Source organism: Micromonospora sp. NPDC048839 (genome assembly GCF_040649915.1).
Classification (GTDB): domain Bacteria; phylum Actinomycetota; class Actinomycetes; order Mycobacteriales; family Micromonosporaceae; genus Micromonospora.
Window position 1 is genome coordinate 14,288 of record NZ_JBEZGL010000021.1, and the last position, 21,286, is coordinate 35,573.

The following is a 21,286-nucleotide window of genomic DNA, read 5'->3' on the forward strand; positions in this document are numbered from 1 at the left end:
CCCAGCGGCCGTGCCGTTCAGCCGCGCAGCGGCCGTGCCGTTCAGCCGCGCAGCGGCCGGCCCACCGCGTGCAGGTGACCGAGCGCCTGCCGGTACGACTCGATCAGCCCGGTCTCGGCGTACGGGATGCCCTGCTCGACGCAGTAGGCGCGCACGATCGGCTGGGCCCGGCGCAGGTTGGCGCGGGGCATGTTCGGGAAGAGGTGGTGCTCGATCTGGTAGTTGAGCCCGCCCAGCGTGGTGTCCACCAGTCGGCTGCCCCGCACGTTGCGGGAGGTCAGCACCTGCTTACGCAGGAAGTCCAGGTCGTCCTCGGCGGTCGGCATCGGCATGCCCTTGTGGTTCGGCGCGAACGCGCAGCCCATGTAGAGGCCCCACAGCGCCTGGTGCACGACGGCGAAGAGCAGCGCCTTGACCGGCGACATGACCGCCAACAGCAGCGCCACGTAGCCGACGGTGTGCGCGACGAGCAGCGCGGCCTCGACCGCCCGGTGGCGCATCGGGACGGCGTACCTGCCGTCCTCCCGGCCGACGATCGCCCGGATGCTCGCCACGTGCAGGCTCAGACCCTCCAGCAGGAGCATCGGGAAGAAGAAGTACGCCTGCCGCCGCGCCATCCAGCGGCCGAACCCCCGGGTCTCCAGCGCCTGCTCGGGCGTCCACACCAGGGCGCCGGCGCCGACGTCCGGGTCCTCGTCCTCGTGGTTCGGGTTGGCGTGGTGCCGGTTGTGCTTGTCGACCCACCAGCCGTAGCTGATCCCCACCGCCACGTTGCCGGCGAACAGCCCCACCAACTCGCTGGCGCCCCGGCGTCGGAACATCTGCCGGTGACCGGCGTCGTGCCCGAGGAACGCGACCTGGGTGGTGGCCACCGCCATCAGTGCCGCCAGCGGCAGCTGCCACCACGAGTCGCCGAGCAGGAACACGGCGATCCAGCCGGCCACGAAGGCGCCGAGGGTGAGCGTGATGCGGGCGACGTACCAACCGGGGCGCCGCTCCAACAGGCCCGCCTGGCTGATCCGCCGGGACAACTGTGCGTAGTCACTGCCTCGCCGTCGTACCGGCGGTTCCGCCACCGCTCCGAGCGCCATTGCTGCTCCCGATCCGCTTCTGCCTGAACCGGGGCGGTTCGGGCTTATCGTCAAGTCTCCCGTCCACGGTCGTGCTGAAAAACCCAGACAACCCCCGAATCGGGGGTAGGGCGGGCACTACCCCCGATGGCGTGACTCAGCCCAGCCGGGCCACCGTGGCCCGCAACCGAGCCAGGTCACGCCGCCGCCGCTCGTAGGTCGCGGCCAGCCCGACCAGCGCCAGCCCACCCACACCGAGGTAGATCCACCGGGGCAGCAGGTCCCAGCCCCGGGCCACCTCGTGCAAGGCCAACAGCGCCAGCACGCCCCCACCGAGCAGCACCGGCGCCTGCCATCGGCGGGTGGCGCCGGCCAGCACCGCGCCCAGGGCCGCCGCGCCGAGGAACAGTCGCCGCCACGGCTGCGGGTCCGCCCCGACCAGCACCGACACGAGGCTCGGGAGCAGCGCCGCGACCAGCCCCGGGCCGAGGGCCGGCCAACTGGTCAGCCCCGGCCGGGTGCGCAGCGCCAGCAGACCCGCGCCGAGGGCGAGCGCCGAGGCCGGCAGGGTGTACGCCTCCAGCACGGTCACGCCGCCAGCGAGCAGCAGCACCCACGCCCCGAGCAACTCACTGCCGGCGGCGATGCCGGCGAACGCCCACCGCCGACCGGCCGGCTCACCCCGTCGCAGCAGCCGCAGCGCGACGGCCACGCCCCAGAGCACACAGACGGTGGCGAGGTGCCGCGCCACCTCGACGGCGAGCACCGCCGCCACCAGCGCCACCGCCTGCGCGGCGGCGTCCAGCACCCGCCCGACCCGGTCTCTCGGCGAGGCCACCGCGGCGACGGCCAGCACCAGCGCGGCCACCCCCAGCAGCGGGTACGCCGCCGCCCGCAGCGGCAGCCCTCCGGCGAGCGGGGCGGTCACCGCCAGCGCGGACGCCGCCCCCACCGCGGCCAGGCAACCCGTGACACGCACCTCGACCACCCGCGCCCCGACGGCGACGACGACCGCCGCCACCAGCAGCACCCCCTGCGCGGCGAGCGTCCCGGCCGGCGTGGCCAGCAGCCCCGCCACACCGGACGCGGTCAGCACCACCCCCACCGGTACGACGACAGGTGCGCCCGCCGGACGCGCGGCAAGTGCCGCGAGCAGCAGCGCGCCCACCCCGGCGAGCAGCACAGCCGCCGGCAGCACCGGCCACGGCGTGCCGATCGCGAGGAGCAGCACCGGCAGGGCGGCCGCGACGAACGGCAGCGCGTGCAGCACGCGTGGGCGGATCCCCCGACCGGCCAGCACGACGGCCGCCCCCAGCACGGCCAGCGCCAACCCGCGAGGAAGCGCCATCGGGTCGGCGACGATCGTGGGCACGCCCGACCACACCCGCTCCCGACTGCCGTACGGCGACACGAGCGCGGTCAGCACCGTTGGCAGGGCCGCCAGGACCGTGACCGCCGCCAGCAGGCCCCCCGCCGCCAGCGGCACGGCCCGCCGGACCGGTTCCCGGTCGCCGGTCGCCGGCCGCTCCCACCGGGCGACGAGCGCGACGCCGAGCGCCGCCAGCGCGGCGTACAGCGGCAGTGGCTCGTTGCCCGCCACGACCAGCGGCGTGAGTCCGGGCACGGTCACCGCGATCACGGCGCCGGTCACCGCGTACCCGGTCAGCTCCATCCGGTGGCGACCTGCCGCGAGTACCGCGACCAGCGACACCCCGGCGGCGACAAGTGCCAGCCGCGCCTGCCACCAGGGGGGCGCACCCGCGGCGAACAGCGCCACCGCGGCGACCCCGGGCAGCGCGAGCTGCGCGACCAGCAGCCCCACGCCGGCCACCTGCCGGTACGGCCCGACGCCCCGCCGTGCGGCAAGTGCCAGCCCGACCACGGTGCTGCTGCCGAGCGCCACCAGGGCACCGGTCGGGGAGGCCAGGGCGACGAGCAACCCGTGCCCGAGCAGGACGGCCCCACCGAGCGCGCGGGTGCGCAGCGCGGCGACGCGTGCCGCCGGGCGGGCCAGCACGGCGATCAGCAGCGCGACCCCGCCGACCAGGTCGACGGCCACCACCGCCGGCCAGGGGGCCGCCCAGCCGGCGGGCAGGGCGAGCAGCACCGCCACCGCGCCGGCCGGGGCGAGCACCGCGCGCGCCCTCCCGGGCAGCAGCAGAACCGTCGCGCCGAGCGCCAACGCGACGGCGGGAGCGAGCTGCCAACCCCAGTCCAGGTCCGGCCCCGTCCCGGCCCCGCGCCACGGCGGCAGCGAGCGGCTCACGGCCGCGACCGCGAGCACGGCGGTGACCAGCGCGGCCACCTGCGCCGTGCCGGCCGCGACCAGCAGCGCACCGGCGCGCGGGCCGTGCCGCCAACCCCCGGCACCCGGCAGCAGCCGCACCGCACCGGCGAGCACGAGGGCCACCGTCGCCGCCGCGATCAGCAGCAGTGCCGGCCGCAGCTCGGCCACCGGGCGCAGCAGCGCGGCGGCGAGCACCGGCACCAGCACACCGCCGGCCACCGCCCGCAGCGCCGGGCCGCCGACCAACCAGGCCGCACCGAGCCCGGTCAGCACGACAAGCAGCAGCGGCACCCCGGCCAGCAGCGGCGAGTCCGCCGCCCGCCCGAGGACCAGCGGCACCAGGGCGCAACTCGCTGCGCCGACGAGCGCGGTCACGTGACCGACCGCCGCCGACACCCGGCCGACCAGCAGCGCCACACCGTCGCGGCCGCGCAGCGCGACAAGCACGCCCAGGTCCAGCAGCGCCACGGCGAGCAGGACCAGCGCCCATCCGGCCGCACCCGGTTCGGCCGCGACGGCGAGCAGCGGCAGCACCGGCTGGGCGGCCAGCAGGGCGGCGAACCACGGCCCGGTCAACCCGCTCCACCTGCCGTACGCCACGGCGACCGCCGCGCTGGCCCCCCCGACCAGCGCGGCGTACCGGCTGCCCGGCCAGCCGGCCACCCCGGCCAGGTCCACCGACCAGGCCGCGTAACCGTCAAGCACCACCAGCAGCAACCCGACCGCGGCGAACGTCTCCGCCGTGCCGCGCAGCCCCCGACGGACCGCCAGCAGCGGTACGGCCAGCAGCAGCGCGGTGAACGCGGTCAGGATCGACGCCCGCCCACCGACGCCCACCGACGCCCAGGCCACCGCGGTGAACACCACCGCCGCGGTGCCCAGCAGCAGTCCACCGAGGACGAAGAGCAGACCCTGGACCGTCCGGCTGGACGTCTCCGCAGCACCCGGAGCCGCACCCCCCGCAACGCCAGGGCCGCCGGTCGGCACCGGCCCGACGACAGGCGTCGGGCCGGCCACCACCGGAACAGCCAACCCCGCGCGGACGACCGCCGCCAGCTCGGCCCGCCGCCGCGACAGGACCGAGAGGCGTCCAGCAAGCTCGGTGTACGCGCGGCGCGCGCGCTCCACCTCCGGCTCAAGCTGGGCGACCTCTCGGCCCAGCCGAAACACCTCGGCGGCGATCGGATCGGGTGCGCGCCGGCAGCCGGTGCAGCCGGTGCTCAGGCCGGCCGGGGCAGCACAGGCCGGGCAGGGATAGCGGGTGTCATCCACCCGGTCATCATCGGGAGCCGGCCGGGGCGCGGCCCAGAGTCCGCGTACTCAGGGTCGGGTGTGTTCGAACACCCAGGTCGCGTACGCGGGATCGCCACTGTCCACCCTGGACACCAGGATTTCCGGCACCTCGTACGGATGGCTGACCCGGATCTGATCCACCAACGCGGCCAGCCGGTCCGGTGCGGTCTTGAACTGCACCGACCACTCGGAGCTGGTCTCCACTCCGGACCGCCACCAGTAGGTGCTGTCCACCTGACCGCCCACCTGCGCACAGGCGGCCAGCCGACCGGCAACGGCCGCGGCCGCCAGCACGTCGGCGACCGAACGCGCATCCACCACCGTCGTCACCACGCAGATCTGATCCACGCCCGCACCCTACGCGGCGCCACCCCTTCGAGCCGGCTTTTCGCTCCCGACCGCGAGGCCGCGCGGCGCACGCTCATCGATTGGCCGCGATCCAGGCGTCGATCCGTGCCCACCAGTCGAACAGCCAGTCGATGCGTTGCTGCCGTCCGACCGGCACGTCCTCCGGCGGCACCGACCAGAACCGCATCACGATCTGCTTGTCCATCGGCAGTTCCCGCCACACGTCGGCGACGGTGAGCATCCGGTCCAGTCCGGTGTGGGCGACGAAGATGACCCCGGCGTCCGGGGCGGCGTCCAACGCGGCGAGCATCCCGCCGGGCTGCGGGGCGAGGACGTGGCGCATCCGCTCGGCGCGCACGGCCATCCGTTCCAGGCCGAGGGAGCGCAGCCGGGCGATGGCGCGTAGCCGCCGCTTGGGGGTGAAGTTACCGCCCTCGGGGAAAATGACGAACGCGTCGTTGTCGTCCAGGCCCGCGGCCAGGTGCCCGACCTGACGTACCGTCTCCTCGCCGCGCTCCGGCGTCGGCGCGATGAAGCGGTTGGGCAACCGGTTGAGCAGCACATCGATCGCCGGGTCCCACTGCAGGCTGTCCTTCAGGACGATCCGTGGCTCCCGCTTGAACCAGTTGACCAGGCCGTGGATCAGGATGAACGAGTCACCCGGCCCGGCGTGCCGGCAGAGCACCAGCTCGGGCCGGCCGGGCAGCGCGGTGTCCGGGTCGGTGCCCACCACGTCGATGCGCAACCGCAGGGTCCAGCGGGCCTGCCAGAACAGCACCCGCAGGAACCAGCCGGCCAGCACGTAGTGCGCACGCTGGAAGGCCGGGGACCGGACCCGCCAGCCGAAGCCGGAGACCACCCAGAGCACGAAGAGCGCGAGCAGCGCGGCGGCGTTCCAGACCAGGTAGACGCAGCCGATCCAGAGCAGCCGCAGCGGGCGCAACCGACCCGGGACCAGCGGCGACGCGGCTGCGGCGAGGAGCGCCCAGACCGGCAACGTGGTGACCACGACGAAGGCGAGCACCACCACGGCGGGGGCGAACAGCAACCGGCGTAGCCACCTGGGGGGTAACGGCATCACCGCTCCAGGTGGGTGGCGAGGTAGCGCCGGGAGGCGGTGTACGCCCGGCTGATCCGCCGCCCCACCGCCGCCATGTCCCGGTACGCCCACGGGGTGTCGTCTCGTGGGTTCAGCCCTCCGGTGGGCAGGACGTGCACCTCCACCCCGTCGGGCAGCGCGGCCATCTCCCGGAAGAAGCGGTGCCGGCGGGATATCTCGAAGGCGACCTGCGCGATCTCCCACGGCCGTCGGGGCGGCGTCAGCTCGCGTTCGATCCGACCCACCTGGAGGACGTAGATCCGGCGCGCGCCGACGGCCACCGCCTCGCCGATCGGGATGGAGTTGACGATGCCGCCGTCCACGTAGTGCGCGCCGTCGATCTCCATGGGCGGGAGCAGGCCCGGCACCGAGGCCGAGGCCATCACCGCCGGCACCACCGGACCGCTGTCGAACCAGTGCTCGGCGGCCCGCTCGATGTGCGCGGCGCAGCAGCGGAACGGCACCCGCAGGTCGGCGAAGGTGGTGTCCACCCCCAGCTCGGTTTCGAGCAGGCGGCGCAACGGCCGCGGCGAGTGCAGGTGAGTGCGGGCGGCGAAGCGACGCAACTGCCGGGCGACCGAGTCGCCGTACACCTCGCTCGCCTCCGGCGAGGCCCACAGCCGGACCAGCCGGTCGGTCACCGCCTCCGACGGGTCGGCGGCGACGAGTGCCCCGTTCACCGCGCCGATCGAGGTGCCGAGCACCATGTCGGGCTGGATGCCGGCGCGGAACAGCGCGCGCAGCATGCCCACCTCGACCGCGCCGAGCACTCCCCCGCCGCCGAGCACGAACGCCACAGGTCCCGCAGCCATGCCCCTCATCCTGGCACGGGTCCGCAGCCGACCGACCAGCCGCCGTCGCCGGACGGTCGGCGCACGCCAGACACCGCCCGGCGACCGGAGCCGGTGACGGCGTTGACAGGCCGAACGCATTCGCGCAACCTGATACCGCTCCCACCCCTGAGGCAGGTGCGATCCGTGAAGGCAGCGCTGCATCCGGGCCGATTGCTGGCTCGCAGATACCGACTTCTGGACCAGATCGGCGCCGGCGGCATGTCCGTGATCTGGCGTGCCCGCGACGAGGTGCTGGACCGGGTCGTCGCGCTCAAGGTGCTCGCTCCCTCGCTGGCCGCCGACGCGCGATTCCGGGGCATGGTGCGCGAGGAGGCCCGCGCTGCCGCCCAGTTGGTGCACCCCCACGTGACCTCGGTGCACGACTACGGGGAGACGGTCGCCCCGGACGGCTCGATCACCTCGTTCGTGGTGATGGAGCTGCTCAACGGCGAGGAGTTGGAGCTGCGGCTCACCGAGGGGCCGTTGCCGTGGGCCGAGGCGGTCCAGGTGGGCGCGCAGGTCGCGGACGCGCTGGCCGCCGCGCACCGGCTCGGCATCGTGCACCGGGACATCACTCCGGCCAACGTGATGATGACCGGTTCGGGGGTCAAGGTCCTCGACTTCGGCATCGCCACCCGGATCGGCGCGCCCGACGAGGACGAGGACGGCGGGACCTTCGGCACTCCGGCGTACGTCGCTCCGGAACGGCTCGACGGCGCACCGGCCCAACCGTCCACCGACGTGTACTCGCTCGGCGTCCTGCTGCACGAGGCACTCACCGGCCGGGTCCCGTATCCGGCGGAGACCTGGGAGCAGCTCAGCGCCGCGCTGGCCAACGGTCCGGCGCCGACGCTCGCCGAGCTGCCGGACCTGCCCCCGGCGGTGGCCCGGATCTGCCTGCGCAGCCTCGCCCGCAACCCGGCGGACCGGCCGACCGCCCGCCAGGTCGCCAACACGCTTCGCGACCAGCTGGTACCGGCCGACCCGCCACCCACGACCGTCCCGGTGCCCGCTCAGCCCCTGCCGCCGCAGCCGGTAACCGTCGCGGCGGTGCACGGCGAGACGGCCGCCGTCGGAACAGCCGCCGCCAGCGGAACGGCCGTCGTCGGGACCGAGGCGGGCGAGACCGACGCGGGGTCACGCTGGTCGCGACGGCGACTGGCGCTGCTGCTGGTGCCCGTGGTCCTGGTGGTCGCGGCGGTGCTGATCGGCGTGGCCCTGCGGCCCGACCAGCAGCCCACCCGGCAGGCGCAACCCTCGGCCGGCCCGGTGACGACTCCGACGACCGCCCCGCCGACCTCCGCGCCGCCCGAGCCGACGACGGCACCACCGGCCGGGCCGAGGACCACGTCGCCCCGCTCCGATCCGGGCACCCTCGTGGAGGCCGCCAACCGGGTCGACGAGCTGATCACGGCGGGGCTGAGCGCCGGCGAGATCCGCAGCGACGTCGGCCTCGACCTGCGCAACGAGCTGCGCAACCTGACCGCCGCCGTCAGCTCCGGCCGCGACGAGCTGGCACCACCGGTGGCCCGGCTGCGCAACAAGGTCGCGGTCCGCCTCGGTGAGGGTGGCATCAGTCCGGCGTACGCGGAGCGACTCGACGTCGCCGTCGCGGAGCTGGGCATGGCCCGGGTCTGACCGCACGGCGACGCCACGGCGGGCCGGGTCAGCGGGCCGAGACGTGGGCCGACTCGCGCACGTCGTGGCCGCCGCCGGCGAAGCGCCGGTAGATCTCCGCGTACCCGTACGCCATCCGCTCGACCGAGAAGTTCCGCGCGACGTGCGCCACGCAGTCTTCCGGGTCGAGTTGCTCCGCCGCGCGCAAGGCCGCGGGCAGCTCGTCCGCGTGCGCGCAGGCCAGCCCGGTCACCCCGGGCCGGACCAACTCCGGCACCGCACCCCGGTTGAGCGCGACCACAGGTGTCCCGGTCGCCATCGCCTCCAACATGACCATGCCGAACGGCTCGTCCCACTGGATCGGCATGATCAGGCAACGGGCGTCGACGAGCATCCGCAGCGTCGCCTCGCGATCGGCATTGAGGACGACTGTCACGTTCTCGTCGACGAGCGGGGCGACGACCTGCTCGTAGTAGCGACGCTCGGCCGGCTCGTTGCACTTGCCGGCGAGCAGCAGGGGCAACCCCGCCTCCCGGCAGGCCCGGATGGCGACGTCGGGACCCTTGTCCGGGCTGAACCGGGCCAACCACAGCACCGGCCCTCGGCCGGGCACGGTCTTACGCGGGAAGCCGCGGATGTCCAGCGCGTTGTGCACCGTGCCGGCCCAGGGCAGGCTCGGGTTCAGCCGACGCTGGGCGTGCGAGATCGCCGCCAGGGCGACACCCGAGTCGATCTCGCCGAGCACATCGCCGTACTCCCCCACGGGATTGCCGTGCACGGTCGCGACCGTCGGTACGGCCCGGCGGCCGGCGATCAACGGGCCGATCGTGGTGTGGTCGTGGATCACGTCGAAGTCGGCCGCCGTGATCAGCCGGTTCACCCGGGCCAGGTGGGCCAGTTCGGGCAGCGACTCGCCGAGCCGCTCGTACTGGACATCGGGCACGGTCGAGACGAAGCCGTCGGCATCGGTGCCGTGGTGACTGCCGGCGCCGAACAGGGTCACCGCGTGTCCGTGGCTGCTCAACGCGTCCACCAGTGCGGCGACGACCTGCTCGAGGCCGCCGTAACCGGGCGGCGGTACGGACAACCACGGCGGAACCACCATCGCGATGCGCAGCGACCGCTCCGGAGGGCGGCCCGCGGGCGGGTGGGTCACGGCCACGAGTCCTCCCCGTTGCTCCCCGGTGCGGCGTGACCGCCGACCGGCGTTGGTCGGCGGCGGGTTCCCGGTGGCGTCCCGGGTAAACCGGACAAGGCGGACGCTCACCCGCCGACCAGGAGTTGGTCGTGCACCACCCGCACTCCCGGCGCGCTCCAGGCGACCCGCTGGACCTGGTCACGTTCCCACCAGGAACGGACCACCCCGGCGAGGACCAGCGTGTCGCCGTCCACCTCGACGGTCACCCGGTCGCCACCGATGGTGCGGGCCAGCGCCCGCTGGACGTCCCGACGCAGTCGGTCCGCGACCGGCGGGGCCAGCGGCCGTACCTCGATCAGGTTGGTGATCCCCCGTACGCCGTCGAGCCGGCGCACCTCCCCCTCCGCGGCCCGCCGCTGCCACCCGAACTCGACCTCGCCACGCAGCATCAGCCAGCCGTTGGCCACCGTCACGTCGAGCCGCTCGGCGGGCACGAAGCTGTCCCACTCCAGAGCCCGGGAGGCGGCGATGGCGATCTCGGCGTCGGTACGCCCCGGCGTACCGGGCAGCCGCACCTCGATCTCGTCGGCCACCGCCCGTACGCCGCGAACCCGCTGGGCGCATCGGGTCGCGGCCCAACCGCGGGCGGCACCGTCGACGTACCCGGTGAGGGTGACCACGCCCTGGTCGACGGTCACACCGATCTCGTTCGGTTGCAGTTGGGCGTCCCAGGCCAGCTCCGCCAGGACGTCGCGTTGGATCCGCTGGTCGTCGCGGACGTCCACCACCTCGGTCATGGCACCCACCCCCGGTTTCGGTCGCCGAGAACTCGCGCACCGAAATCTGCCGGGCACCCGGGTGACGGCGGTTCACCCGATCCGGGTGAACCGCCGTCCTGGGCGAAAAGCGCGGCGGGTGACGGAGCCGACCCCCTCGGCCCCGCCACCCGCCGCCGGAGGGAGGAAGCAGGTTCAGATATCTGTCAGTTCGTCTCGGCGAGCGTCACGGACACCGACTTCTCGGCGCCGTTCCGCTTGAACTGCACCTCGACCCGGTCGCCGACCTTGCCGGCCTGGACCGCGCCGACCAGGTCGTCCGAGTCGTTGACCGGCTTGTCACCGAACCTGGTGACGACGTCGCCGCGCTGGAGGCCGGCCTTCTCGGCCGGGCTGCCCGGGGTGATCGACGCGACGAGCGCGCCGCCGCCCTCGGCCTGGTTGACGCCCACTCCGAGCGACGGGTGGCTGACCTTCTCGCCGCGCTGGAGCTTGCCGGCGACGTCCTTCGCCTTGTTGCTGGGGATGGCGAACCCGACCCCGATGTTGCCGGTGCTCTGCCCGGAGGTCGCGATGGCGGTGTTGACGCCGATCACCTCACCCCGGGTGTTGACGAGCGCGCCGCCGGAGTTGCCCGGGTTGATCGGCGCGTCGGTCTGGAGCAGCCCGGAGATCGAGCTGACGGGCTGGCTCTGCTGGGTCGGGTCCTGCTGCTGGCCCTCGCCGGCCCGGATGGTGCGGTCCCGGGCGCTGAGGATGCCCGAGGTCACCGAACCCTGCAGACCGAGCGGGCTGCCCAGGGCGAGCACCTGGTCACCGACCTGCATGGCGTCGCTGTCGCCGAACTTGGCCGGCTTGAGGTCGGTGACCCCGTCGGCCTTGACCACGGCCAGGTCGGTCTTCGGGTCGGTGCCAATGATCTTCGCGGGTGCCTTCTTGCCGTCGGCGAAGACCACCTCGACGGTGTCGCCGCTGGCCGAGGCGACCACGTGGTTGTTGGTCAGCACGTAGCCGTCGGTGGTGAGCACCACGCCGGAGCCCTCGCCGCTGCCGGTGGTGATCGAGACGACGCTGTCCTGCACGGACGCGGCGATCTTCGGCAGGTCGGCGCTGTTGAGCACCGGTGCCGCGGTGTAGGTGCGGGTGACGCCACCGCCGTCGCCGTCGAGCGCGAGGGCGAGCGCTCCACCGGCCACGCCGGAGCCGAGCATCAGCGCGAACACCGCGACGCCGGCGCCGGCGAACTTGGCGATCCGGCCGGGCCGGGGACCGCTGCCGGGCGGCGCGACCTGCGGACCCCACGGCGGTACCGGCTGACCCGGGTGCGGGGCGTGCTGCCCCGGGTGCTGCTGCTGCTGCTGGGCGTGCTGCTGCTGGTGCGGCGGGTACGCCATGCCCGGCTGTCCCCCGCCGGCCCAGCCGGACTGCTGGCCCGCATACCAGGGGGCACCGGGGTACCGGCCGGCGTTCGGCTGGGGGTAGCCGGGCTGGCCGGGCGTGGGGTAGCTGGACTGGCCGGGCGCCGGGTAGCTGGACTGGCCGGGCGCCGGGTAGCCGGAGACCGGGTACGGCGGCGCGGATCCAGCGGTGGCCGGCGGCTCGTATCCGGTCGGCTGCGCGGAGGTCGGCGGCTCGTACCCGGTCGGCTGCGCGCCCGGCGGCGTGCTGGTCGGCTGCGCGCCGTAGGCGGCGGGTGCGGCCTCGGTGACGGCGGTGGTCGAGGTGTCGCCGGTGGTCGGCGCGTCACCCGTGGCCTGCGCGTCACCCGTGGTCGAAACGACCTGGACGGGAGTGGTCGGGGAGTCGGACTGCGCGCGCTCGTCGCGTGGCAGCTCGGCGGTGGGGTGCGACGGCTCGGCGTCGGTGGGGGCCGGCCGGCGCTGCGGGTCGGACTCGTACTCGGTCATGGCACTACCTTCTCCCTCGGCACTGCAATCAACCTGGAACCGTCCTGGAAGTTGGCTGAAAGTCACTCGCCGATGTCGTCGACCTGCGGCAGCAGCGGCAACCGGACCCGGAAGGTGGCCCCGCCGCCGGGTGTCTCGGCCGCCTCGACCGAGCCGCCGTGCGCGGCGACGAGCGCCGCCACGATCGCCAGGCCGAGGCCGGTGCCGGTGTTGCCGTCGGCCCGCCGCGTGCGTGCCGCGTCGGCCCGATAGAACCGCTCGAAGACCCGTTCCGCCTGCTCCGGCGAGAGGCCCGGACCGCTGTCGGCCACCTCGATGACGGCGTGGCCTCCCGGTTCGGCCCGCAACCGCACCCGGATCTCGGCGTCCGGCGGGGTGTGGGTGAGCGCGTTGGTGACCAGGTTGCCGATCACCTGACGCAGCCGCGGGTCGTCGGCGGAGACGACGAGCGGACCCGATCCGGGCTCGATCTCCAGCTCGATCCGGCGGTCCGGAGCGATCACCCGGGCGGCCTGCACGGCGTCGGAGGCGAGCACCGGCAGTTCCACCGGACTCAGTGCGAGTGGCCGTTCCCGGTCCAGCCGGGCGAGCAGCAGCAGGTCCTCCACCAGCAGCCCCATCCGGGCCGCCTCGTCCTCGATGCGGCGCAGCAGGCCGGCGGTCTGCTCGGGCTCCCGGGCCGCGCCCTGCCGGTACAGCTCGGCGAAACCGCGGATGGTGGTCAGCGGGGTCCGTAGTTCGTGCGAGGCGTCCGCGACGAAGCGTCGCATCCGCTCCTCGGAGCGGATGGCCCGCGCCTCGGACGCCTGAGCGGCGTAGGCAGCGTCCCGGGCGGAGCTCTCCGCCGAGCGCGCCGACATCTCCGAGGCGGCTCGGGCGGTGAACGCCGCCTCGATCTGGGTGAGCATCGCGTTCAGCGCGCGGGAGAGGCGGCCCAGTTCCGAGGTGGGCTCGACCTGCCCCTCCTCCGGGTCGGGCACGCGCCGGGTCAGGTCGCCGCCGGCGATGGCGGCAGCGGTTCGTTCGATCTCGACAAGCGGTTTGAGGCTGGTCCGGACGATCGCCGCGCCCACCGAGGCCAGCATGATCAGCACTGACCCGCCGACCAGCAGGTCGATCCAGACCAGCCGCCTCACCGCCTGGTCGACGTCGGTGAGGTGCTGACCGATGGCCAGGGGCTGACCGTTGGGCAGCTGGGTGTAGAGCATCCGCCAACGCACCTTGCTGTCCCGGGCCCGGACGGTGAAGGGCTTGCTCTCCAGCTTCTCGAAGCCGGCGGCGTCCGACGGGATCGGTGGCAGGTCGTCCAGCACGAAACGCTTGTCGTCGTAGAACACTTGCCGGCCGGTTCTCGGGTCGATGACCGCCAGCAGGTAGTCGGTCGGAAAGCCCACACTGCCCCGCTGCGCGGTGACGACCTCGTCGAGACTGCGTGCCGAGACACTCAACTCGGTGTCGACCTGGGTGACCAGGTAGCTGCGCAGGAAGACGGTGGTCAGCGAACTGATCACCAGCAGCGCGGCGGCCACGAGCAGCAGCACCGCGGTCACCAGTTTGACCCGCAGCGGTACGCCCCGCAGCCGCCCCTTCGCCTGCTGGACCGCGTTCACGCCGCCGGCTTGCGCAGCACGTACCCGACGCCACGCAGCGTGTGGATCAACCGGGGTTGGGTGGTGTCGACCTTGCGTCGCAGGTAGGAGATGTAGGACTCGACGATGTTGTCGTCACCACGGAAGTCGTAGTTCCAGACGTGGTCGAGGATCTGCGCCTTGGACAGCACCCGGTTGGCGTTGAGCATCAGGTAGCGCAACAGCTTGAACTCGGTCGGCGACAGCTGCACGCGCTGGCCGGCCCGGTGCACCTCGTGGGTCTCCTCGTCCAACTCCAGGTCGGCGAAGGTGAGCCGGGAGGGCGCCTGCCCGCCGGTCGTGGTGCGGCGCAGCACGGCCCGGATCCTGGCGGTCAACTCCTCCAGGCTGAACGGCTTGGTGACGTAGTCGTCACCACCCAGGGTCAGCCCACGGATCTTGTCGTCGGTGGCGTCCCGAGCGGTCAGGAAGACCACCGGGGTACGCGTGCCGCCCTCGCGGAGCATCCGGATGACCTCGAAGCCGTCCAGGTCCGGCAGCATGACGTCGAGCACCACCAGGTCGGGCCGGTGGTCCTTCGCGGCGTTGAGCGCCGCGCTCCCACTGGTCGCCGTGGCCACGTCGAACCCCGCGAAGCGCAGGCTCGCGGAGAGCAGTTCGAGGATGTTGGGGTCGTCCTCGACGACGAGAAGTCGCGCCTCGGTCTGGGTAGCGGGCATGCGCCCATCATCGGTGACATCACTGCGCCAGCGCTGGACAGTTCCTGCAAAAATCCTGTGAGTCACCGCCGTTCGGCGACTCCGGTCAGCGCAGCAGGCGGCGCAGCCCGTCCAGGGCGCCGTCGAGCAGCCGGATCGCGGTGCGCAGCTGGTTGTCGCTGAACGGCCGGGCGCGCGTCAACCGGCCCACCTCGGCGCTGAACGCGTGCAGCCGCTTGTCGAGCTCGTCGAGCAGCTCGGCCTGCGGCCCGACGGTCGACGCCGGCCGGGGCGGCGGTGCCGGTGCGTCCCACCGGGTGCGCCGGGTCTGCCGGGTGGCCTCGCTCAGCTCCCGCTTGAGGTCGCGAACCGAGCCTCGTACCTCGCTGCGGATCTCACCGGCCAGGGTGGAGAGGTCGGCCACCGAGGCCGCGATGTCCGCCTCGAGGGCTTCCAACTCGCCGGCCCGTTGGCGCAGCTCCGCCCGGCCGGCGTCGGTGATGTCGTACGTCTTGCGGCCGCCGGCCGCGGTGTGGCTGACCAGACCCTCGACCTCCAGCCGTTGCAGGCGGGGGTAGATGGTGCCGGCGCTGGGCGCGTAGAGCCCGAGGAAACGGTCCTCCAGCAGGCGGATCAGCTCGTAGCCGTGCTTCGGGCCGTCGTCGAGCAGCTTGAGCAGGTAGAGCCGGAGCCGCCCGTGGCTGAACACGGCGGTCACGGCAGCTCCTCCCCATCGTGGTCGACGGCTCGGGCGAGCAGGGCGATGCTCCCCGAGGTCGCGGAAGCCCAGAGCTTACCGTTGCCGGCACCGATCACTCCCTCGCTGTTGCGCACCGGGAACGTCGAGCTGCGCAGCTGCGGAAAGCCGCTGGTGATGCGCCCGGAGGCGGTGTTCAGCTGGACGGCGAGGTCGCTGTCCGCGCGGACCCGGACGGTGATGCCGCCCGAGATGGTGGTCAACCGGATCTCGCTGTGCCGGGGGTTGTCCAGGTCACAGGTGATGGCGCCGGAGACGGTCTGCGCCCGTACCCGGTCGGCGGCGCTGTCGGCGAGGATCACCTCGCCGGAGACCGTCTCCAGGGTGAGGTCGCCGCGGACGCCGAGCGCCTCCACCGGGCCGGAGGTGATGTTCGCCGTGGTGGTGCCACGCAGTCCCATCAGGGTGATCTGGCCGGCGGTGACGTGGACCCTGGTCTGCCGGCGTAGGCCCGAGACGACGAGCGAGCCCGCGACCAGGCCCAGGTCGGCGAGGACGTCGGCGGACACGGCGATGGAGACGTCCACCCGGGGGTAGCGGTGGATCATCCGGAACCACCGCAGGACGTCCGACCAGCTCCGACCGCGTTCCTGACGGATGCTGAGCCGGCCGTCGGCATGCTCGATCACGACCGGCCGACGGCCGACCTGGGTCACGTCGATCCGAGTCGGGCCGTCGGCGGCGACCACGTTGAGCCGCCCACTGACCAGGCGGACGTCCAGCCGGGTGACCGGCCCGTCCACGGTGAGCCGCTGCGGGCTCTCGACCGTCCATCCGGCCATGGCGCGTCCTCCTCTCGACGGCGCGCCAACGCGCGCCGGACGAGCAGACAGTAACGCGATACATCGCGACAGCACAAGACAGGTCGCGAGTTGCCGGCCGTCCTGCGCGCGCCAAGATCCGCCCCCAAGATCCGCGCACCTTCCCGGATGTTGCTGCCTCAGACGCGCACCAGGCAGCAACATCACCGAAGTTGCGAAGATCTTGCTCCCCGAACCCACCCCGTATACCAAGATCGCGCTCGATCCTTGATGTAGTGGCATCCCACATCCCGGAGGCCACTACTTGCTGGATCGAGCGCGATCTTGGCGGGCGCGGGGCACGGGCTCGGGGCACGGGCTCGGGGCACGGGCTCGGAACGCGGGCTCGGAACGCGGGCTCGGAACGCGGGCTCGGGGCACAGGCTCGGAACGCGGGCTCGGAGCGCGGGCTCGGAGCGCGATCTTGGTGGGCGCGGGCCGCGGGCTCGGAGCGCAGGGCCACGGGCACGGCGCAGGGCACGGCGCAGGGCCGCCGTCCTCAGGCCGCCAGATCCAGCCCGCCGCCGACGGCTGGCGTCGGCACGGGCACCGCCGGGACCGCCGTGGGCACCGCGACCGCCGGGGTCGTCGTGGGCACCGGGTGCGGCCGGCTCCGCGCCGCCGCGGGCACCAGGTGTACGGCGGACTCGGCGGCCCGAGCCAGCAACCGCCGGTCGGCGGTACGGGCCGGATGCAGCGCGGCGGCGATCGTCACCGACACCACCAGATCCCGCGCCGTGACCACCCGGACCACCGACCGCAGCAACGTGTCCGCACCGAGGAAGGCAGCGGCCGTGGTGGTCGTACCGGTGGCCGTGCAGGCGTAGGCGATCCGCAGTGGCACCACCGGGCTGCCCGTGTCGATGGCCGCCTGGAACGTCGCGGGCCGGAAGCCGCCGCCGGGGCGGCAGTCGGCCGCACCGGCGCCCGCACACCAGGTCGTCCCCTCCGGGAAGACCGCGACCGACCGGCCGGCGCGCAGCGTGTCGGCGATCCGGCCGACCATGGCCGGTAGCGCGCGCGGCCGGGCGCGGTCCACGAAGACGGTCCGCGCCGCCGCGGCCAGCAGGCCGAACACCGGCCAGGAGCGGATCTCCCGCTTCGCCACCATCCGGGTGGGCGCGACGGCCAGCACCGCGAGGATGTCCAGCCACGAGACATGGTTGGCGACCAGCAGCGCCCGCCGCCGGGGCAGTCGACCCCGGATCACCAGCCGGACCCCGAAGGCCCGCGCGGTGGACCGGGCCCAACCGCGCACCGCCGCGTGCCGTTCCCGGACCGGCAGTACGGGCAGCAGCACCACCAGGCCGACGCCGGCCAGCAGCATGCCGGACACGGCGACCAACCGCAGCACCCGACGGGTCACCGACACGGTGGGCACCGCGCCGGTCGGTGGCAGACAGTCGTCGTCGCAACCCGACGACGGCCGCCACAGGTCGTGCGACCCGGCGGTCATCGCTGCGCCTCGCCCAGGAAGTGCCGCAGGTAACGCGGGTTCATCCGGTCCAGGCAGAACAGCACGTAGAAGTCCGCGCAGCCGAAGTCGGGGTCGTACGACGGCTCGCCGCAGATCCACGCGCCCAGCCGGAGGTAGCCACGCAGCAGCGGCGGTACCGCGACGCGGCCCGCCGGCTCGGCGGCGGCCATCGGCCCGGCGGGCACCGGACCGGCGGGCACCGGACCGGCGGGCACCGGACCGGCGGCCGACTCGGCGAACCAGGGCCGCAGCGGGCGGACCCGCAGCGGCGGCGGCGACAGGTGCCGGGTCTGGGCCTGGGTCCACACCTCGGCGACCGTCCGCCCACCGTCGGCCACCGGCACCGACGCGCAGCCGCCGAGCCAACGGGAGCCCCGCAGGTGCAGGTATCGGACGATGCCCGCCCACATCAGATTGATCACCGCGCCGGAGCGGTGGTCCGGGTGCACACACGACCGGCCCGCCTCGACCAGGTCGTCGCGGAGCGGGTCGAGCGCGCCGAGGTCGAACTCGTCCTCGGCGTACCGGCGGGTGGTGCGGCCCGGCGGCAGCAGACGGTACGTGCCGACCACCTGGCCGGTGCTGTCCTCGCGGACGATCAGGTGGTCGCAGTGCGCGTCGAAGGGATCCACGTCCAGCCCGGCGGCGCCGGGGAGGAGGGTGGCGCCGAGCTCGGTGGCGAACACCTCGTGGCGCAGGCGTTGCGCGGCCGCGACCTGGATGGGGTCGTCGGCGATCAGCAGGGTGTATCCGCTGGTCGTCAGGGGTGCGCCAGCGGCATGCAGAACGGCCATGGGATCTGTGTAGGTGCTCGGGTTGCCATTCACTCAGACCACCGGTGTCGGCAGGATGAACGCCGGCCGGCAGATGCGTCCCACGGGTGGTCGTGCGAGGCTGCGCGACGAACCGGCGACGACGCCGGCATGCCCCACCGGAGGTCGACGATGCGGATCGAGTCCCGCTACAACGGGCCGCCCGGCTCGGGCAACGGCGGCTGGAGCGCGGGAGTGTTCGCCGCCGAGGCGGGCGGCACGGGCCCGGTCGAGGTGACGCTGCGCCGACCGCCACCACTGGACACCGAGCTGATCCTCACCGACGGCGAGGTCCGTGACCCGGCCGGCGAGCTGGTGGCCGAGGTGCGCCCGGCCGACGTGGTCGACGTCGTCGTACCCCCGGTCGACCTGGACACCGCGGTGGCCGCGGCGACCCGCTACCCCGGCCTGGCCGAGCATCCGTTCCCCGGTTGTTACGTCTGCGGGCCGCAGCGGACCGACGGGCTGCGGATCTTTCCCGGCCGGCTACCTGATGGGCGGACCGCCGCGCCGTTCCGGGCGCCCGAGCGGGTCAGCGCCGCCACGGTCTGGGCGGCGTTGGACTGCCCCGGCGGCTGGACGGTCCTCGCGCCGGGCCGCCCGTACCTGTTGGGTCGGATCGCCGCCGTGGTCACCGCGCTGCCGGGGCCGGGCGACGACTGCGTGGTGACCGGGGCGTTGCTCGACGTCGATGGGCGCAAGGCGCTCGTGCACACCAGCCTGTACGGCCCGGACGGCGCGTTGCTCGGCGCGGCGCGGGCGACCTGGATCGCCCGCTGAACCCGGTCCGTCGTCCGCAGGGTGGAGTCGCCTCCGCCCTGCGACGGAGACGAACATAGGGACCGAGCCTGATTGACCTTGGTGCCCCGGGCCGTCACGCTGTGCCACGGCGTACCTCGACGCCGTACACGGGAGGAGAACGATGACTGACGGGCAGCGAAGCCCCACCAGCGACGGTCAGATCGTGGTGTCCGGTCTGACGAAGCAGTACAAGAACGTGCGGGCGGTGAACAACCTGTCCTTCACCGTGGCACCGGGGCGGGTGACCGGCTTCCTCGGCCCGAACGGCGCTGGTAAGACCACCACCCTGCGCATGCTGCTGAACCTGGTCACGCCGACCGCGGGCACGACCACCATCAGCGGCCACCGGTACGCCGATCTCACGGACCCGCTCCGGCACGTCGGCGCGGTGCTGGAAGCCTCCAGCGCGCACAAGGGCCGTACCGGCATCAACCACCTGCGGGTCATCTGCGCGGCGGCCGGGCTGCCCCGGCAGCGGGCCGACGAGGCGCTGGCCCTGGTCGGGTTGACCCCGGCGGCGAAGCGCAAGTTCAAGGGCTACTCGCTGGGCATGAAGCAGCGGCTGGGCATCGCCGCCGCCATGCTCGGCGACCCTCGCGTGCTGATCCTCGACGAGCCCGCCAACGGGCTCGACCCGGAGGGCATCCGGTGGATGCGCGGGTTCCTCAAGAACCTCGCCCACGAAGGCCGCACCGTGCTGGTCTCCAGCCACCTGCTGTCGGAGATGCAGCTCCTCGCCGACGACGTGGTGATCATCGCGGCCGGGCAGCTGGTCCGGCAGGGACCTGTCGACCAGGTCCTCGGCTCGATGGCGCAGACCGCCCGGGTGCGGGTCCGCACGCCGCAGGCCGAGGCGCTGGTCGCGGCGCTGAAGGCGCAGTCGGCGACCGTCGACACCGACGAGCAGGGCGTGCTGCTGGTCGCCGGGGTGGACGCCCCGACGATCGGCCGGACCGCCCTGGCCGCCGGCGTCGAGCTGCACGAACTGACCACCGAACGACCCGACCTGGAACGGGTCTTCCTGGAGCTGACGGCCGGAAAGGCGGGCATCCGATGAACCTGGTCCGAGCCGAACTGCTCAAGATCCGCACCACCAGCACGTGGTGGTGGCTGGCCCTGGGCGCGTTCCTCGCCCTGGTGCTGGCGTTCGCCCTCAACGCCTGGGTCGCCCACGAGGCGCTCGCCGGCGACGGGCAGAACGTCGGTGTCAGCGGGGATCAGGCCGCCCCCGCCAACCAGGCGGCCAACCTGTACACCTCGGGGCAGTACCTCGGACTGATGTTCGTGATGCTGATCGGCATCCTGATGGTCACCAACGAGGTCTTCCACCAGACCGCGACCACGACGTACCTGACCACCCCGCGGCGCACCTCGGTGATCCTGGCCAAGCTCGGTGCCGCCTCACTGCTGGGCTTCGGCTTCTGGCTGGTCACCACGGTGATCGACCTGGCCGCCGGGTCGATCTTCCTGAGCCTGGATGGGCACGGCACGCAGCTCGGCGAGTGGACGGTGCACCGGGCGCTGCTGCTGAACCTGCTGGCGTACATGATCTGGACGGTCCTCGGGGTGGGCATCGGCACGCTGATCCCCAACCAGCTCGGCGCGGTGATCACCGCCTCGGTGCTGTACCTGATCGGCACCCAGGTGGCGCAGCTGCTCTTCTTCCTCCTCTCCGGCTGGCTGGACAACGAGGCGGTGATGAAGTGGCAGGTGGTCTGGCCCTCGGTGGCATCCCAGGTGATGATCAGCGGGAGCAGCACCGACATGACCCCCGACTGGTGGGTCGGCGCCCTGGTGCTGGTGGGCTACGCGCTGGTCAGTGGCATCGTCGGAATCCTGATCACTCGACGTCGCGACATCGCCTGACGGCGTTTCCGACCCCGGGGCGGCGAGCTGGCCGCCCCGGGGCCGGCACCACGCCGGAGTTGGCCGTGCGTCACCAGCGATCTGCTGCGGGTCACCAGCCTCGATCTGCCGCGCGTTA

At 73.5% G+C, this 21,286-nt stretch carries 18 protein-coding genes; 4 read left to right on the forward strand and 14 right to left on the reverse strand.

Features of this window, described 5'->3' with window-relative positions:
- Positions 1-41 precede the first annotated feature (41 nt).
- The 5 genes from AB0C25_RS29730 to AB0C25_RS29750 all read right to left on the reverse strand — a co-directional run bounded on the left by AB0C25_RS29730 (position 42) and on the right by AB0C25_RS29750 (position 6,909).
- Positions 42-1,091, reverse strand: a complete 1,050-nt coding sequence (locus tag AB0C25_RS29730; protein WP_357377421.1) for an acyl-CoA desaturase — start codon at positions 1,089-1,091, stop codon at positions 42-44.
- Between the two features lie 136 nt (positions 1,092-1,227).
- Positions 1,228-4,629, reverse strand: a complete 3,402-nt coding sequence (locus AB0C25_RS29735; RefSeq protein ID WP_357377423.1) for a hypothetical protein — start codon at positions 4,627-4,629, stop codon at positions 1,228-1,230.
- A 48-nt stretch (positions 4,630-4,677) separates the two neighbouring features.
- Positions 4,678-4,998, reverse strand: coding sequence for a divalent-cation tolerance protein CutA (gene cutA, locus AB0C25_RS29740; RefSeq protein ID WP_357066756.1), 321 nt, complete (start codon positions 4,996-4,998; stop codon positions 4,678-4,680).
- A gap of 73 nt (positions 4,999-5,071) precedes the next feature.
- Entirely contained in the window at positions 5,072-6,076 is a 1,005-nt protein-coding gene (locus AB0C25_RS29745; RefSeq protein WP_357377425.1) for a 1-acyl-sn-glycerol-3-phosphate acyltransferase, read from the reverse strand.
- Positions 6,076-6,909: a patatin-like phospholipase family protein gene (locus AB0C25_RS29750; RefSeq protein ID WP_357377427.1), complete on the reverse strand. Its 834-nt coding sequence runs from the start codon at positions 6,907-6,909 to the stop codon at positions 6,076-6,078. Before AB0C25_RS29750 ends, AB0C25_RS29745 begins: the two co-directional genes overlap by 1 nt.
- Before the next feature lie 165 nt (positions 6,910-7,074).
- Between AB0C25_RS29750 and AB0C25_RS29755 the strand changes: the two genes are divergently transcribed.
- The gene (locus tag AB0C25_RS29755) at positions 7,075-8,568 is read left to right on the forward strand and encodes a serine/threonine-protein kinase (protein WP_357377429.1); all 1,494 of its coding nucleotides are present in this window, start codon (positions 7,075-7,077) and stop codon (positions 8,566-8,568) included.
- 28 nt (positions 8,569-8,596) lie between these two features.
- On the opposite strand, the gene AB0C25_RS29760 is transcribed toward AB0C25_RS29755, so the two are convergent.
- The 9 genes from AB0C25_RS29760 to AB0C25_RS29800 form a co-directional block, all read right to left on the reverse strand.
- Entirely contained in the window at positions 8,597-9,652 is a 1,056-nt protein-coding gene (locus AB0C25_RS29760; protein ID WP_357377605.1) for a glycosyltransferase family 4 protein, read from the reverse strand.
- Between the two features lie 158 nt (positions 9,653-9,810).
- A complete protein-coding gene (locus tag AB0C25_RS29765) occupies positions 9,811-10,482 on the reverse strand; it encodes a BON domain-containing protein (protein WP_357377431.1) in 672 nt (223 codons plus the stop codon).
- 185 nt (positions 10,483-10,667) lie between these two features.
- Positions 10,668-12,368, reverse strand: a complete 1,701-nt coding sequence (locus AB0C25_RS29770; RefSeq protein WP_357377433.1) for a trypsin-like peptidase domain-containing protein — start codon at positions 12,366-12,368, stop codon at positions 10,668-10,670.
- Between the two features lie 62 nt (positions 12,369-12,430).
- Complete coding sequence (locus tag AB0C25_RS29775) at positions 12,431-13,978, reverse strand: HAMP domain-containing sensor histidine kinase (protein WP_357377435.1); 1,548 nt, start codon at positions 13,976-13,978, stop codon at positions 12,431-12,433.
- Positions 13,975-14,676: a response regulator transcription factor gene (locus AB0C25_RS29780; protein ID WP_355033347.1), complete on the reverse strand. Its 702-nt coding sequence runs from the start codon at positions 14,674-14,676 to the stop codon at positions 13,975-13,977. The genes AB0C25_RS29775 and AB0C25_RS29780 overlap by 4 nt, the downstream gene beginning before the upstream one ends.
- Positions 14,677-14,761: 85 nt before the next feature.
- Entirely contained in the window at positions 14,762-15,373 is a 612-nt protein-coding gene (locus AB0C25_RS29785; RefSeq protein ID WP_357377437.1) for a PadR family transcriptional regulator, read from the reverse strand.
- Positions 15,370-16,194, reverse strand: a complete 825-nt coding sequence (locus AB0C25_RS29790; protein ID WP_357377439.1) for a DUF4097 family beta strand repeat-containing protein — start codon at positions 16,192-16,194, stop codon at positions 15,370-15,372. Before AB0C25_RS29790 ends, AB0C25_RS29785 begins: the two co-directional genes overlap by 4 nt.
- A 517-nt stretch (positions 16,195-16,711) precedes the next feature.
- Positions 16,712-17,668: a lysophospholipid acyltransferase family protein gene (locus AB0C25_RS29795; protein ID WP_357377441.1), complete on the reverse strand. Its 957-nt coding sequence runs from the start codon at positions 17,666-17,668 to the stop codon at positions 16,712-16,714.
- A complete protein-coding gene (locus AB0C25_RS29800) occupies positions 17,665-18,483 on the reverse strand; it encodes a GNAT family N-acyltransferase (RefSeq protein ID WP_357377443.1) in 819 nt (272 codons plus the stop codon). The genes AB0C25_RS29795 and AB0C25_RS29800 overlap by 4 nt, the downstream gene beginning before the upstream one ends.
- 150 nt (positions 18,484-18,633) lie before the next feature.
- Between AB0C25_RS29800 and AB0C25_RS29805 the strand changes: the two genes are divergently transcribed.
- From AB0C25_RS29805 to AB0C25_RS29815, 3 genes are all read left to right on the forward strand, one after another.
- Positions 18,634-19,281, forward strand: coding sequence for a hypothetical protein (locus AB0C25_RS29805; RefSeq protein WP_357377445.1), 648 nt, complete (start codon positions 18,634-18,636; stop codon positions 19,279-19,281).
- 142 nt (positions 19,282-19,423) lie between these two features.
- Positions 19,424-20,359: an ATP-binding cassette domain-containing protein gene (locus AB0C25_RS29810; RefSeq protein WP_357377447.1), complete on the forward strand. Its 936-nt coding sequence runs from the start codon at positions 19,424-19,426 to the stop codon at positions 20,357-20,359.
- Positions 20,356-21,168, forward strand: coding sequence for an ABC transporter permease (locus AB0C25_RS29815; protein ID WP_357377449.1), 813 nt, complete (start codon positions 20,356-20,358; stop codon positions 21,166-21,168). Before AB0C25_RS29810 ends, AB0C25_RS29815 begins: the two co-directional genes overlap by 4 nt.
- The last annotated feature ends 118 nt before the right edge of the window (positions 21,169-21,286 follow it).